The sequence below is a fragment of the Pseudomonas sp. ef1 genome, assembly GCF_007293365.2.
Lineage (GTDB): Bacteria > Pseudomonadota > Gammaproteobacteria > Pseudomonadales > Pseudomonadaceae > Aquipseudomonas > Aquipseudomonas siliginis.
The window spans coordinates 2,478,844-2,492,369 of sequence record NZ_CM129815.1; the positions used below are offsets into that span (position 1 = coordinate 2,478,844).

Genomic DNA, 13,526 nt, shown 5'->3' on the forward strand with positions numbered 1-13,526 from the left:
GATCTGCGTCAGATCAATTGACAAGCGTGGTCGGCTTTCCTAGGGTTCGCCCCATTGTTTTTGCCGGAAATGACCATGACTGCTGACGACCGTATCAAACTCGAACCGAGCTGGAAGGAGGCACTGCGTGCTGAGTTCGACCAGCCTTACATGGCAGAGTTGCGCAGCTTTCTGCAGCAGGAGCGGGCCGCCGGCAAGGAGATCTACCCGCCGGGACCGATGATTTTCAACGCACTGAACTCAACGCCGCTGGACAAGGTGAAAGTGGTGATCCTCGGCCAGGACCCGTACCACGGCCCGGGCCAGGCCCACGGTCTGTGCTTCTCGGTGCAACCGGGCGTGCCGGCGCCGCCGTCGCTGGTCAATATCTATAAAGAGCTGAAGCGCGACCTCAATATCGACATTCCCAACCACGGCTACCTGCAGAGCTGGGCCGAACAGGGCGTGCTGCTGCTCAACACCACCATGACGGTTGAGCGCGCCAACGCCAACGCGCACAAGGACAAGGGCTGGCAGCACTTCACCGACCGCATCATTGAGGTGGTCAGCGAGCGGCAGCCGCATCTGGTGTTCATGCTTTGGGGCGCCCATGCGCAGAGCAAGCAGAAGCTGATCGACGCGACCAAGCACCTGGTGCTGACCTCGGTGCATCCGTCGCCGTTGTCGGCGTATCGCGGGTTTTTGGGCTGTGGGCATTTCAGCCGGACCAACAAGTTTCTCGAACAGAATGGCGAAACGCCTATCGACTGGCGCTTGCCACCGATTTGATGTGTCGACCGGGTTGGCCCCTTCGCGAGCAGGCTCGCTCCCACAGGAATTGTGTGCAAGCCACAAACCCCCTGTGGGAGCGAGCCTGCTCGCGAAAAGAGCGACCCCATCTCGCAGACTTAGGCGGGATGACGATTCCAGTATTTGAACAACGGCTCCGCCAGAAACAGCACAAACAACAGCCGCATCACCTGCATCGCCGTCACCAGCGGCACCGACAGTTGCAGGGTCTCCGCCGTCAGGCTCATCTCGGCAATCCCGCCCGGCATCATGCCCAGAGTCAGTGAACGCAGATCCAGATGGGTCAATGCACTCAAGCCCAGCGCCGCCAGCGACGCGATCAACATGGTCAGCGCCGTGCCGATCAACGTCCGGCCCATGAACGACGGCGCGCGGCGGAAGAACTGCCGATTGAAGTGACAGCCCAGACCGCTGCCAATCAGCCATTGGCCGATCTGACTGCCGCCATTGGGCAAACCGATGTGCAGATCCCAGGTGATGCTGACCGCCGCACTGACCAGTAACGGCCCGAACAGCCATGGATTGGGTTGGCGCAAACGCTGCCAGAGCCAGGCGAGCAGGGCGCCCGCCGGACACAGAATCGCCAGCCAGCGCCAATCGACACTGCCGGCGTGAGAAATCGGCGTGCCGTCACCGAGCAGATACTTGAACGCCGCCGGCACGCACAACACCACCACCAACACCCGCAGACTCTGCCCGGCCGCGACATGGCTGAGCAGTGCACCGTTACGAGCGCCGAGGTTGACCATCTCCCCGGAACCACCGGGCATGCTTGAGAAAAAAGCCGTGGCGCGATCCTCGCCGGTGCGGCGCATCAGCCACACGCCGACCACCGCCGACAGGCTGGTGACCAATGCACCGAAGAAGATCAAACCGAAATGACTGAGCACCTGTTCCATCACCAGCGGGGTGAAGTGCAGGCCGATACCGATGCCGACGATCCACTGGCCGCACTTGCGCCCGCCAGGGATTTCCGCCAGTTGCCACGGCGTCAGGCAGCGCACCAGGATGATCGCCAGCAACGAGCCGACCATCCACGGTAGCGGCCAGCCGATCTGACTGGCGATGAAACCGCCAAGCAGACCGACCAGCGGGGTGCCCCACCAGGCTTTCAGGGACAAGCGATCAAACATCGGCAATGACGCGCCGTGCCGCCGAACGTTTACGCCAGATGCGAATCAGCGGCATCAGCAGCATGATCGCGGTGAGGATCCAGCAACCGAAGGTGATCGGACTCGACCAGAGAATCTCCAACGCGCCATTGGAGATCGACAGCGCGCGACGCAGGTTCTGCTCCATCAGGCCACCGAGGATGAAGCCCAGCAGCAGCGGCGACAGCGGGAAATCCAGCTTGCGCAGGATGTAACCGAAGATGCCGATACCGATCATCAGGAACAGATCGAAGGTGGTCGCGTGCACCGCGTAAACGCCGATCCCGGTGATGATCGCGATGATCGGCACCAGCGCCCAGTTCGGCACGGCGAGGATGCGAGTGAATACGCGGATCATTGGGATGTTGAGGATCACCAGCATCACGTTGGCGATGAACAACGACGCGATCAGGCCCCAGACGATGTCCGGTTGCTGTTGGAACAGCAGTGGACCCGGGGTGATGTTGTACAGCGACAGCGCGCCGATCATCACCGCAGTGGTGCCCGAACCCGGAACGCCGAGGGTCAGCATCGGAACGAGAGCGCCGCACGCCGCGCCGCCGATTGCGGTCTCTGGCGCGGCCAGACCACGCGGATCACCTTCACCGAATTTGCCGCTGGTGCCAGCGATGCGCTTCTCGGTCATGTAGGCCACGGCACTGGCGAGCGTTGCGCCGGCACCGGGCAGCACGCCCATGATGAAACCGAGCACGCCGCAGCGCACGTTGACGACGAAAACCGACGCCGCTTCCTTGAAGTTGAACATCATCCGGCCGGTGGCTTTCACCGCTTCCTGGCCGTGGTGGGTCTTTTCCAGCAGCAGAAGGATTTCGCTGATCGAGAACAGACCCAGCACCAGCACGACGAACTGGATGCCGTCGGTCAGGTGAATGTTGTCGCCGGTGAAACGGTACACGCCACTGTTGGCGTCGATGCCGACGGTGGAAAGGAACAGACCGATCAGCGCCGCAATAAAGGTCTTCAGCGGTCGATCACCAGCCATGCCGCCGAGACAGACAATCGCGAACACCATCAACACGAAGTATTCCGCCGGTCCGAAGGCAATCGCCCATTTCGCCAGCAGCGGCGCAAACAGCACCATGCCACACGTGGCGATGAACGCGCCGATGAACGAACTCCACGCCGACAGTGACAGCGCGACACCGGCCATGCCTTTGCGGGCCATCGGGTAGCCGTCGAGGGTGGTCATTACAGTCGAGGCTTCACCCGGAATGTTCAGCAGGATCGAGCTGATCCGGCCGCCGTATTCGCAGCCCAGATACACCGCCGCGAGCAGGATCAGCGCCGACTCCGGCGGCAGGCCGAGTGCGAACGCGATCGGAATCAGCAACGCCACGCCATTGATCGGACCAAGGCCCGGCAGCAGACCGACGACAGTGCCGATCAGGGTGCCGCACAGTGCGGTCACCAGGTTGTACGGGCTCAGCGCGACGCCGAAGCCCTGACCCAAATAGCCAAGGGTATCCATATCAGTTCTCCAGGACGCTGAGCAGGCCGAGGGGCAGCGGAACATCCATCAAGCGATCGAACAGCAGATAGAGACCAACCGCCATCAGGCTGATGATCACCACGCTAGGCAGCCAGCGGCCGCCATAGAGACGGGCCATCGGTACGCCGGTAATGATGCTGGCCACGATGAAGCCAAGGGGTTCGAAGGTGCCGGCAAACACCAGCAACAACACCACGCACAGACCGATCTTGGTCAGGGTTTCGCGATCCAGCGGCGGCTCATCCGGGTTGTGTTTGATCGGCGCCGGGCGAAACACCATGTACAGCAGCGCCAGGCCCATCAGGCCGAGCATCAGCAGCGGAAAGGCGCGTGGGCCGACCGGTTCATAGGAAAAAGCCGCTTGGTACGGCCACGCCATCAGTGCCAGGCCGGCACACACCAGCAGCAACACCGAGGCGAAAATGCGTTGAATAAGCATGGGAGCTCCTGTGCTGCGTCCCCGCGTAGGAGACGCAGCCACTAGACAGAGACGATCACTGGATCAGGCCGAACTCTTTGGCCAGCACTTTGTAGTCGGCGACCTGCTTCTTCACGTAGGTGTCCAGTTCCGGGCCGGTCATGGCGAACGGGAACAGCTCACGCTGATCGCGCAGCTTGGCGAACTCGTCGGAAGCCAGCAGTTTGTCGAAGGAGTCTTTCCACCAGGCGTAGTCTTCGTCGCTGACTTTTGGCCCGAGGTAGAAGCCGCGCACCACCGGCCAGACGATGTCGTAGCCTTGCTCGCGAGCGGTCGGGATGTCCTTCATTTCCGGTTCGTCGAGACGCTTGTCCGAGAACACCGCGAGCAGGCGCATGTCACCGCTCTGGATGTGCGGCATGGAGTCGGAGATGTCGGTACTGCCGACCTGGATGTGACCACCGAGCAGGGCCGTGGCGATTTCACCGCCGCCTTCGAGTGCCACGTAACGCAGCTCGCGCGGGTTGATCCCGGCAGCCTTGGCGATCAGTGCGGTCTGCATCCAGTCCTGGCTGCCGACGGTGCCGCCGGAGCCGATAACCACTGAGCCTGGATCTTTCTTCAACGCCTGAACGAGATCGTCGAGGGTCTTGTAGGGCGAATCGCTTTTCACTGCGATGGCACCGTAGCTGGTGCCGACGGCCGCGAGCCAGCGCACGTTGGTTTCATCGAAGCGGCCGAACTTGCCCTGGGCCAGGTTCAACAGCGAACCGCTCGACCACGCGACCAGCGTGCCGGCATCCGCCGGACGTTGCGCGACCACCGCGTTGTACGCCACCGCGCCGACACCGCCGGGCATGTAGGTGACGCGCATCGGCTTGCTCAGCAACTTCTGGTTGACCAGTGCGCTCTGCACCAGTTTGCAGGTCAGGTCGAAACCACCGCCGGGGGAGGCGGGGGCGATGCATTCCGGACGTTTCGGCTCGGCCATGAGTTGGCCGGCAAACAGCATCGCGCCAGCGGCGAGAGCAACTTTACGCAGTGATACGTTCATTTGAGTCTCCAGAGGAGTTGTTGTTATGGATGGACCGAATGACCAAAGGGCAACGCGAAAACCTAGCGGCAGGCGCAGTTTTCTCGCGGCGCGCGCGCAACGACTGAAACAACGGAGGGGAAACAGGACTGCGGCGAGAAGCCGACGGTGCAACGGTGGAATCGAGCAAGGCGAGCAGGCATTACAGCCTCGGTGCGCATGGAGGGCATGCTGGGGTACTCCGTTATTGTTCTTATGAGTCGAAAACGCTTCATGGCGTTTTGCGTTGCGCTGTGTGGCGGCAGCGGCGACAGTCGAAACTGTCCGTGGGCCGACTCTAACCGGCTAACCTTTCAACAACCTTTCAATTGTCTTTCACGGTTTTTCGGGCTTCACAGCGGCGGTTGCGGCTGTAAACTCCGCGACAAAGCGTGGCGTCGGCCAACCCTGAACGAGGTAAAAATCCATGCGTGTCCTGCTCGTCGAAGACCATTTGCAACTGGCCGAAAGCGTGGCTCAGGCGCTCAAGAGCACCGGTCTGACGGTGGATGTGTTGCACGATGGCGTAGCTGCCGACCTGGCGTTGGGCAGCGAGGAATACGCCGTAGCGATCCTCGACGTAGGCCTGCCGCGCATGGACGGTTTCGAGGTGCTGGCGCGGCTGCGTGCACGCGGCAAAAACCTGCCGGTGTTGATGCTGACCGCGCGCAGTGACGTCAAGGATCGCGTGCATGGCCTCAATCTCGGTGCTGACGACTACCTGGCCAAGCCGTTCGAACTGACGGAACTGGAAGCGCGGGTCAAAGCCTTGCTGCGCCGCAGTGTGCTGGGCGGCGAGCGTCAGCAGCGCTGTGGCGTGCTGGCTTACGACCTCGATACGCGGCGCTTCACCCTCGGCGACGAACTGCTGACCCTCACCTCGCGCGAGCAAGCCGTTCTCGAAGCGTTGATCGCGCGGCCGGGGCGAGTGATGAGCAAGGAGCAACTGGCCGCGCAGGTGTTCGGCCTCGACGAAGAGGCCAGCCCCGACGCCATCGAAATCTACGTGCACCGCTTGCGCAAGAAGCTCGATGGCCAGCCCGTGGCCATCGTCACCTTCCGTGGCCTCGGCTATCTGCTGGAAAGCCGCGATGCATAAGCCCAGCAGCCTGCGCTGGCGGTTGCTGTGGAACCTTGGATGGTTGCTGGTGGTGCTGATGCTCGCCAGCGGCTTGAGCGCTTACTGGAACGGTCGCGAAGCCGCCGACACCGCGTATGACCGCACGCTGCTGGCCTCGGCACGCACCATCGCTGCCGGGTTGTCGCAGCGCGATGGCAGCCTCAGCGCCGATGTACCTTACGTGGCGCTGGACACCTTCGCCTACGACAGCGCCGGGCGCATCTATTACCAGGTCAACGACATTCACCAGAAGCTGATTTCCGGCTACGAAAATCTTCCCGGGCCACCGCCCGGCACGCCGCGCACCGACAGCTATCCGGCGCTGGCGCGCTTTTACAATGCGAAGTACAACGGCCAGAACGTGCGCGTGGTCAGCCTGCTCAAGGCCGTAAGCGAGCCGAATATGAACGGCATGGCGGAAATCCGCGTGGCTGAAACCGACGAAGCGCGGGTCAGCATGGCGCGCAGTCTGGCGGCCGATACGTTGCTGCGCCTGGGCATGCTGGCCGTGGGTGCATTGCTGCTGGTGTGGTTCGCGGTGAGTGCGGCGTTGCGCCCGCTGGAGCGGTTAAGAACCGCTGTTGAGGAACGCCAGCCCGACGACTTGCGGCCGCTGCCGCTGGTGGAAGTGCAGCATGAACTGGGACCCCTGGTACGCGCGCTCAATCATTTCACCGAAAGGTTACGCGGCCAGTTCGAGCGGCAGGCGCAGTTCATCGCCGATGCCGCTCACGAGTTGCGCACGCCGTTGGCGGCACTCAAGGCACGCCTGGAGTTGGGCCTGCGTTCAAACCAACCGGAAACCTGGCGCACCACCCTTGAGTCATCCGCACAAAGCACCGATCGCCTGACCCATCTGGCCAATCAGCTGCTGTCGCTGGCCCGGGTCGAAAACGGTGCGCGGGCGATTGCCGAGGGCGGCGCGCAGTTGCTCGATCTGAGCCAGTTGGCCCGAGAGCTGGGCATGGCCATGGCGCCGTTGGCGCACAAGCGCGGCGTGGCGTTGGCGCTGGAGGCGGATGAACCGGTGTGGCTGCGCGGTGAGCCGACGCTGCTCAATGAACTGTTGAGCAATCTGGTCGACAACGCGCTGGCGCATACGCCACCAGGCGGCAATGTGATTTTGCGGGTGACGGCGCCGGCGGTGCTTGAGGTTGAGGACGACGGGCCCGGGATCCCGCTGCATGAGCGCGATCGGGTGTTCGAGCGGTTTTACCGGCGTAATCAGCAGGTCGCCGGCTCAGGTCTGGGCTTGGCGATTGTCGGCGAGATCTGTCGCGCGCATCTGGCGCAGATCACCCTGCATGATGGCGAGCAGGCGGGATTGAAGGTGCGGGTCAGTTTTATAGCCGGGTAATACTTTTGTGGCGAGGGTTTTTTGTGACGAGGGGATTTATCCCCGCTCGGCTGCGCAGCAGTCGCGGTTCGCATCGCAGAGTCTAGGGTCGCTTCGCAACCCAACGGGGATAAATCCCCTCACTACAGGTCAGTAGAACATCGACCGCGATTCTTCCAGATCCGCGCAGAACTGCTTGTTCTCCGGGTCAATCCCCAGCTTCCTGAACGCCGGCACACTGAGCGGATCAATCCGCGCAAACGGATGATCGGTGTCCTTGCGGCAATACAAATTGGCCACCTGCACGACATCGACGTAATCGATGCGCGTCGAGTCGCGGCTGAAGTCTTGATACAGCAATGGCAAATGCACCAGGCGCTCGGGAAACTCCCAGACCCGCAGCAATTTCTCGCCGAGCAATGGGTGAATCTGCTCGATCACATGGGTCAGGCTGACCGCATCGGAGAGCAGTTCATTGTGGTCTTCGGCGTAAGTCAGAATCGGCAGCACGCCAATCTGATGCACCAGCCCGCCGAGTGCCGCCTGATCGGGCTTGAGCTGGGTGTGGCGACGACACAGCGCATAGCTGACGCCAGCGATTTCCAGACTGCTGCGCCAGACTTCGCGCATCTTCTGTTCGACCACCTCGGAGCGGGCATTGAAGATCTGCTCCATCACCAGACCGATCGCCAGGTTGCTGCTGTAGTTGATGCCCAAACGGGTGATGGCGGTGTGCAGGTCGGTGACTTCCTGCGCAGCGCGCAGCAGCGGACTGTTGACCACTTTGATCAGGCGCGCCGACAGCGCGGTGTCGCGGCCGATGACTTTGCTCAGATCGCTGACGCTGATTTCCGGATCCTCGGCGGCCTTGCGAATTTGCAGGGCCACTTCCGGCAACGTTGGCAGAACCAGGTCATCGTTATCGATGGCCGCAACCAAATCCTGTTGGACCTTTTCCGCCAGTTCGCTCATTTGGACTCTCTAGGGTGTTGCAACAATGCTGCGATCAACGCTGGATTTCGCGGTCGCGATCCAGTTCGTAAGGCAGGTCGAGCACGTGCAACGCGGGGCCTTCGAGGGCGCCCAGACGCAAATCACCGGCTTCGGCAGCTTCGGCCTGCAACACGGCCAGGAGTTCAATGTTTCCCTCGGCATTGGCCGCCAGCACCACTTCGCCGATCGAGCTGTTGTGGCTGGGCGCGAACAACTGAGTGCCGGGCTCCGGCAACTCGGCTGCGTCGAGGTGCAGGCGGTACAGGCGCCGCTTGAGCTTGCCCAGATACTGCATGCGCGCGACGATTTCCTGGCCGGTGTAGCAACCTTTCTTGAAACTCACGCCGCCGACCGCCTGCAAATTGAGCATCTGCGGGATGAACAGTTCGCGAGTGGAAGGCATGACCTGGCCGATGCCGGCGCGGATCTGGCCCAGCAGCCATTGATTCAGTTCGGCCTCAGGCAGCGTGGCGGACAGTCGGCTTTGAATGTTTGGCGCCTGAGCGGCAGGCACCCAGAGTTCGGCGCGCTCGGGCGAAACGCGAATTGCGATCAGGCCTTCGTTGCGCACAACGCTGTCGGTTTCGGCGGGCAGTGCCAGACCGAGGCTGGTCAGGGCTGCATCGCCATGTGCCAGACCGAAGCGCACCCAGGCGGCGCTTTCATCGGTCAGTTTCGATTTGGAGAACACTGCGTACTTTTTCAGGTCGGCCAGTTGCGGTTCGAGCAGCTCGCTGGCCATCGCCATCACCACGCCGTCACCTTCAAGCAGGATGCGGAAGCTCGACTGCATCCGGCCTTTCTGCGTGCAGCGGGCGCCAAGGCTGGCGCGGGTGTCGCTCAGGTAATTGATATTGCAGGTCAACTGGCCTTGCAGGAATTTTCCGGCGTCCGCACCGCGAACCGCGAGTACGCCTTCATGAGACAGGGTGCAGAAAAAAGCAGAATCGGCCATGGGTCATCGCAGGGTAAATAGACTGGGGCACATCATAAGGGGGCAGGGTTGAAATGGGTAGTTGATAAAGGATCAGGGGTCCCCGACCAAAGCCGACTGTGCGGTCCGCGCCGGGGCTGTATACTGCCCGGCAAATTCGAGGAGGGCTCCATGGTCGAACAAGTTGAACTGAATCGCCTCTTTTGGCACAGCCGTCGCGGCATGCTTGAGCTTGACGTGCTGCTGGTGCCGTTCGTGCAGGAGGTTTACGCGACGTTGAATCAAGTGGATCGCGATCTGTACGTGCGTTTGCTGACCTGTGAGGATCAGGACATGTTCGGCTGGTTCATGGAGCGCAGCGAGTCGGAAGATCCCGAGCTGCAACGCATGGTCCGGATGATTCTGGATCGTGTCCAGCCCAAGTAATACGTTCGAATGCCGCTGGCATGCCTCACGGCAGTTGCTGGCGGCGTATCTGTTGGCCCAGGGCTTCGCCATGGGCTCGTTGTTTCTTCTGTCGATTCCACTCTGGGCCAGTCTGCTCGGCGCTTGCGTCTGTGCGCTGCACGGTCTTTGGGTGCTGCCACGGCAGATTCTGCTGAGTCATCCGCAAGCATTTTGCGGGTTACGGCGCGACGGCGATGGCTGGCAGGTCTGGAATCAGGCTGATGGCTGGCAAGCGGTGCAACTGCGCCCGGACAGTCTGGCGCTGCCGTTGATCGTGGTGCTGCGCTTTCGCCTTCGCGGAGAGTGGCGGGTCAGGTCGATCTGCGTGCCACGTGACTCGCAGGCAGCGGATCTGCACCGACGCCTGCGAGTGCGGCTCAAGTTCAGCCGGCGTAGGTGGGCGGCACCAGAATAGTGTCGAGCGCTTCGGGCAGCAGGTCCGGGTAGTCGAGGGTGTAATGCAGGCCACGACTTTCCTTGCGTTCCATGGCTGAGCTGATCATCAATTCGGCAACCTGTGCCAGATTGCGCAGCTCGATCAGGTCGCGGCTGACTTTATAGTTGCTGTAAAACTCATCGATCTCATCCAGCAGGAGACGCACCCGGTGCTGCGCCCGTTGCAGGCGCTTGTTGGTGCGCACGATGCCGACGTAGTCCCACATGAATCGGCGCAATTCGTCCCAGTTGTGCGCGATGATCACGTCTTCATCCGAGTCGGTGACCTGGCTGGCGTCCCAAGCGGGCAGGGCTTTTGGTGCCGCGACCTCATCAAGTTGCGCGAGAATGTCCGCTGCTGCCGAACGGGCATAAACGAAGCATTCCAGAAGCGAATTGCTGGCCATGCGGTTGGCGCCGTGCAGGCCGGTGAAGCTGGTTTCGCCGATGGCGTAGAGGCCGGGCACGTCGGTGCGACCGTGCTGATCGACCATCACTCCGCCACAGGTGTAGTGCGCGGCGGGAACCACCGGGATCGGTTGTTTGGTGATGTCGATGCCGAAGCCCAGGCAGCGTTCATAAACAGTCGGGAAGTGAGTTTTTACGAACGATTCAGGCTTGTGGCTGATGTCGAGATATACGCAGTCGACACCCAGACGCTTCATCTCATGGTCGATGGCCCGCGCGACGATGTCACGAGGCGCCAGCTCCGCGCGTTTGTCGAAGCGGTACATGAAGCGCTCGCCATTGGGCAGCTTCAAATGCGCGCCTTCGCCGCGCAGCGCTTCAGTAATCAGGAAACTCTTGGCTTGCGGGTGATACAGGCAGGTCGGGTGGAACTGGTTGAATTCCAGGTTCGCCACCCGGCAACCGGAGCGCCAGGCCATGGCGATGCCGTCACCGCAGGCGCCGTCGGGGTTGCTGGTATAAAGGTAGACCTTGGCCGCGCCGCCCGAAGCCAGAATCACGAAACGTGCGCCGTAGGTGTCGACTTCGCCCGTGGCGCGGTTCAGCACGTAGGCGCCGAGGCAGCGATCGCCTTCCATGCCCAAGCGGCGCTCGGTGATCAGATCAACGGCCACCCGCTGTTCCAGCAGTTCGATGTTCTCGCGCTCTTTGGCCCGGGCCAGCAAGGTTTTGAAGATCGCGGCACCGGTGGCGTCTGCAGCATGGATGATGCGCCGATGACTGTGGCCGCCTTCGCGGGTCAGGTGAAATTCGAAACCACCATCTTCAGTGCCGGACTGTTCGTCGCGGGTGAACGGCACACCCTGGTCAATCAGCCATTGGATGGCTTCGCGGCTGTGCTCGACGGTGAAACGCACCGCGTCTTCGTGACACAAGCCGCCGCCAGCGTTGAGGGTGTCGTCGACGTGGGATTCGACAGTATCGGTATCGTCGAGCACCGCGGCCACGCCGCCTTGGGCCCAGAAGGTCGAACCGTTGGCGAGATCGCCTTTGCTCAATACGGCAATGCGCAGATGACCGGGCAAGGTCAAAGCGAGAGTCAAACCGGCAGCACCGCTGCCAATCACCAGAACATCGTGTTGGAACTGTTGGCTCATTTCAGGATTCCGCTCAAAGCGACCCGGGTCGGGGTTGGCGCAAGACAGCTGGATCGGCGAGTCAAGACAGCCACACAGCCCACTAGTATATAGAGGGGTTGGGCGGCACAATAGCCAGGCCCAGATGGCATTGTGAGACTACTGCGCGGTAAAAAGTGCTGTGCTTCGTCGGAAGTTTTTTTGCCGGTTTGGGAAAAAGACACCTGTATCGGCGCTGAAACAGACTTTTCCGAGCAGGGTTGCGCAATGTCAGGTGGGTACGGCTATAAATAATTGGAACTTTTGCCAAAGGCCCAAGATCAATAGACGGTGCCAGAAACCAGGGACAGTGTCGGCTTCAGTGCGGAATCTGCGTTTGGATTCCTGCCGGCGAAACCGATAACAAGATTATTCGCGCAGCCGGTTTATCCCGCGCTGCGTTTTTCGTGCGTGCCAAATCAGAGCCCGCAGGAAACTTGCTTGGAGGGGGAGAACTTTTGCGAAAAGCCCGAGTCTATGTTTGCAAGTCTGGTCGTTTAGTAATGCAAGTCTCCTCCGGGCTTATCGAGGAGTGTTCATGCTAACCCAGGAAGAGGATCAGCAGCTGGTCGAACGCGTACAGCGTGGCGACAAGCGAGCTTTCGATCTGCTGGTGCTGAAATATCAGCACAAAATTCTCGGGTTGATCGTGCGTTTTGTGCACGACACCCATGAAGCCCAGGACGTTGCTCAGGAAGCCTTTATCAAGGCGTATCGGGCACTTGGAAATTTCCGCGGTGACAGTGCGTTTTATACGTGGCTGTACCGTATTGCCATTAACACGGCAAAGAACTACCTGGTTTCCCGCGGCCGTCGGCCGCCGGATAGCGATGTAAGTTCGGAGGATGCGGAGTTCTATGATGGCGATCACGGCCTCAAGGATCTCGAATCACCAGAACGTGCATTGCTGCGGGATGAGATCGAAGGCACCGTCCATCGGACCATCCAGCAACTGCCAGAGGATTTGCGTACGGCTTTAACTTTACGTGAATTCGATGGTCTGAGTTACGAGGACATTGCGAGCGTCATGCAGTGTCCGGTGGGTACCGTGCGCTCCCGGATTTTCCGCGCTCGGGAGGCCATCGACAAAGCCCTGCAACCGTTGTTGCAGGAAAACTGAGACAGCGGCGACAGCCAAGAGAGGAACGCCATGAGTCGTGAAGCCCTGCAGGAATCGCTGTCCGCAGTGATGGATAACGAAGCGGACGAACTGGAATTGCGTCGAGTGCTTAGCGCACTGGATGATGTTGATACCCGTGAGACCTGGGCTCGTTACCAGATCGCTCGGGCAGCCATGCACAAGGATCTGCTGCTTCCGCGTCTGGATATCGCTGCGGCAGTGTCCGCTGCGCTGGAAGACGAAACGGCTCCGGCCAAAGTATCCCGCAGCCCTTGGCGTAACCTGGGTCGCCTCGCTGTTGCCGCTTCGGTAACCGTGGCCGTTCTGGCCGGTGTTCGCCTGTACAACCAGGACGAAATCGCTGGTGTTGAACTGGCCCAGCAGTCGAATCAGCCTACTCTGGCCACTCCACAGGTCAAAGGTCCGGCAGTTCTGGCTGGTTACAGCGAAAGCTCGGAAGCGACTGGTCCTATGGCTAACGGCGTTCTGCAAGGACAGCCAGGCTGGCATGATCAGCGTCTGCCAGGCTATCTGCGTCAGCACGCTCAGCAGGCTGCACTCAAAGGAACTGAAAGCGCGCTGCCATACGCACGTGCCGCAAGTCTGGAAAACCGTTAA

The 13,526-nt window shown here is 61.1% G+C and carries 14 protein-coding genes; 7 read left to right on the forward strand and 7 right to left on the reverse strand.

The features are described from left to right. Window positions 1-75: 75 nt before the first annotated feature. Entirely contained in the window at window positions 76-768 is a 693-nt protein-coding gene (ung, locus tag FEE99_RS11210) for a uracil-DNA glycosylase (RefSeq protein ID WP_024011989.1), read from the forward strand. 119 nt (window positions 769-887) lie between these two features. Here ung and FEE99_RS11215 read toward each other — a convergent pair whose 3' ends face one another. From FEE99_RS11215 to FEE99_RS11230, 4 genes are read right to left on the reverse strand one after another with little or no spacing between them, the layout of a single operon-like run. Continuing rightward, on the reverse strand, window positions 888-1,922 hold the full coding sequence (locus FEE99_RS11215) for an AbrB family transcriptional regulator (RefSeq protein WP_041478870.1): 1,035 nt from the start codon (window positions 1,920-1,922) through the stop codon (window positions 888-890). After that, entirely contained in the window at window positions 1,915-3,429 is a 1,515-nt protein-coding gene (locus FEE99_RS11220) for a tripartite tricarboxylate transporter permease (protein WP_016771277.1), read from the reverse strand. Before FEE99_RS11220 ends, FEE99_RS11215 begins: the two co-directional genes overlap by 8 nt. Before the next feature lies 1 nt (window position 3,430). Then, window positions 3,431-3,889 carry a tripartite tricarboxylate transporter TctB family protein gene (locus FEE99_RS11225; protein WP_016771276.1) on the reverse strand — a complete coding sequence of 153 codons (459 nt, stop codon included), beginning with the start codon at window positions 3,887-3,889 and terminating at the stop codon, window positions 3,431-3,433. Window positions 3,890-3,944: 55 nt separating this feature from the next. Further along, complete coding sequence (locus FEE99_RS11230; protein WP_024011991.1) at window positions 3,945-4,922, reverse strand: Bug family tripartite tricarboxylate transporter substrate binding protein; 978 nt, start codon at window positions 4,920-4,922, stop codon at window positions 3,945-3,947. A gap of 445 nt (window positions 4,923-5,367) precedes the next feature. Here FEE99_RS11230 and FEE99_RS11235 point away from each other — a divergent pair, with 445 nt between their 5' ends. Beyond that, the gene (locus FEE99_RS11235; protein ID WP_024011992.1) at window positions 5,368-6,039 is read left to right on the forward strand and encodes a response regulator; all 672 of its coding nucleotides are present in this window, start codon (window positions 5,368-5,370) and stop codon (window positions 6,037-6,039) included. Further along, a complete protein-coding gene (locus tag FEE99_RS11240) occupies window positions 6,032-7,417 on the forward strand; it encodes a sensor histidine kinase (protein ID WP_041478869.1) in 1,386 nt (461 codons plus the stop codon). The genes FEE99_RS11235 and FEE99_RS11240 overlap by 8 nt, the downstream gene beginning before the upstream one ends. 129 nt (window positions 7,418-7,546) lie before the next feature. On the opposite strand, the gene FEE99_RS11245 is transcribed toward FEE99_RS11240, so the two are convergent. Beyond that, window positions 7,547-8,368, reverse strand: a complete 822-nt coding sequence (locus tag FEE99_RS11245) for an HDOD domain-containing protein (protein ID WP_041478868.1) — start codon at window positions 8,366-8,368, stop codon at window positions 7,547-7,549. A gap of 34 nt (window positions 8,369-8,402) precedes the next feature. Then, entirely contained in the window at window positions 8,403-9,344 is a 942-nt protein-coding gene (gene ygfZ, locus FEE99_RS11250; protein WP_041478867.1) for a CAF17-like 4Fe-4S cluster assembly/insertion protein YgfZ, read from the reverse strand. 150 nt (window positions 9,345-9,494) lie between these two features. On the opposite strand from ygfZ, the gene FEE99_RS11255 reads away from it, so the two are divergent. After that, a complete protein-coding gene (locus FEE99_RS11255; RefSeq protein WP_007911418.1) occupies window positions 9,495-9,749 on the forward strand; it encodes an FAD assembly factor SdhE in 255 nt (84 codons plus the stop codon). After that, window positions 9,733-10,185, forward strand: coding sequence for a protein YgfX (locus FEE99_RS11260; protein ID WP_041478866.1), 453 nt, complete (start codon window positions 9,733-9,735; stop codon window positions 10,183-10,185). Before FEE99_RS11255 ends, FEE99_RS11260 begins: the two co-directional genes overlap by 17 nt. On the opposite strand, the gene nadB is transcribed toward FEE99_RS11260, so the two are convergent. Further along, window positions 10,154-11,770, reverse strand: a complete 1,617-nt coding sequence (gene nadB / locus FEE99_RS11265) for an L-aspartate oxidase (protein ID WP_041478865.1) — start codon at window positions 11,768-11,770, stop codon at window positions 10,154-10,156. The two genes, FEE99_RS11260 and nadB, sit on opposite strands and share 32 nt — an antisense overlap. Window positions 11,771-12,326: 556 nt before the next feature. On the opposite strand from nadB, the gene rpoE reads away from it, so the two are divergent. Further along, complete coding sequence (rpoE, locus tag FEE99_RS11270; protein ID WP_003172477.1) at window positions 12,327-12,908, forward strand: RNA polymerase sigma factor RpoE; 582 nt, start codon at window positions 12,327-12,329, stop codon at window positions 12,906-12,908. Window positions 12,909-12,938: 30 nt separating this feature from the next. Further along, window positions 12,939-13,526 (forward strand): sigma-E factor negative regulatory protein, encoded by a 588-nt coding sequence (locus FEE99_RS11275; protein ID WP_008077804.1) that lies wholly within the window; start codon window positions 12,939-12,941, stop codon window positions 13,524-13,526.

Bases quoted from the DNA above. Each gene is read 5' to 3' on its own strand.
- FEE99_RS11220 (WP_016771277.1), bottom strand. From the start codon at position 3,429: ATGGATACCCTTGGCTATTTGGGTCAGGGCTTCGGCGTCGCGCTGAGC.
- FEE99_RS11255 (WP_007911418.1), top strand. From the start codon at position 9,495: ATGGTCGAACAAGTTGAACTGAATCGCCTCTTTTGGCACAGCCGTCGC.
- FEE99_RS11235 (WP_024011992.1), top strand. From the start codon at position 5,368: ATGCGTGTCCTGCTCGTCGAAGACCATTTGCAACTGGCCGAAAGCGTG.
- FEE99_RS11275 (WP_008077804.1), top strand. From the start codon at position 12,939: ATGAGTCGTGAAGCCCTGCAGGAATCGCTGTCCGCAGTGATGGATAAC.
- ung (WP_024011989.1), top strand. From the start codon at position 76: ATGACTGCTGACGACCGTATCAAACTCGAACCGAGCTGGAAGGAGGCA.
- FEE99_RS11240 (WP_041478869.1), top strand. From the start codon at position 6,032: ATGCATAAGCCCAGCAGCCTGCGCTGGCGGTTGCTGTGGAACCTTGGA.
- rpoE (WP_003172477.1), top strand. From the start codon at position 12,327: ATGCTAACCCAGGAAGAGGATCAGCAGCTGGTCGAACGCGTACAGCGT.
- ygfZ (WP_041478867.1), bottom strand. From the start codon at position 9,344: ATGGCCGATTCTGCTTTTTTCTGCACCCTGTCTCATGAAGGCGTACTC.
- FEE99_RS11225 (WP_016771276.1), bottom strand. From the start codon at position 3,889: ATGCTTATTCAACGCATTTTCGCCTCGGTGTTGCTGCTGGTGTGTGCC.
- FEE99_RS11215 (WP_041478870.1), bottom strand. From the start codon at position 1,922: ATGTTTGATCGCTTGTCCCTGAAAGCCTGGTGGGGCACCCCGCTGGTC.
- FEE99_RS11230 (WP_024011991.1), bottom strand. From the start codon at position 4,922: ATGAACGTATCACTGCGTAAAGTTGCTCTCGCCGCTGGCGCGATGCTG.
- FEE99_RS11245 (WP_041478868.1), bottom strand. From the start codon at position 8,368: ATGAGCGAACTGGCGGAAAAGGTCCAACAGGATTTGGTTGCGGCCATC.
- nadB (WP_041478865.1), bottom strand. From the start codon at position 11,770: ATGAGCCAACAGTTCCAACACGATGTTCTGGTGATTGGCAGCGGTGCT.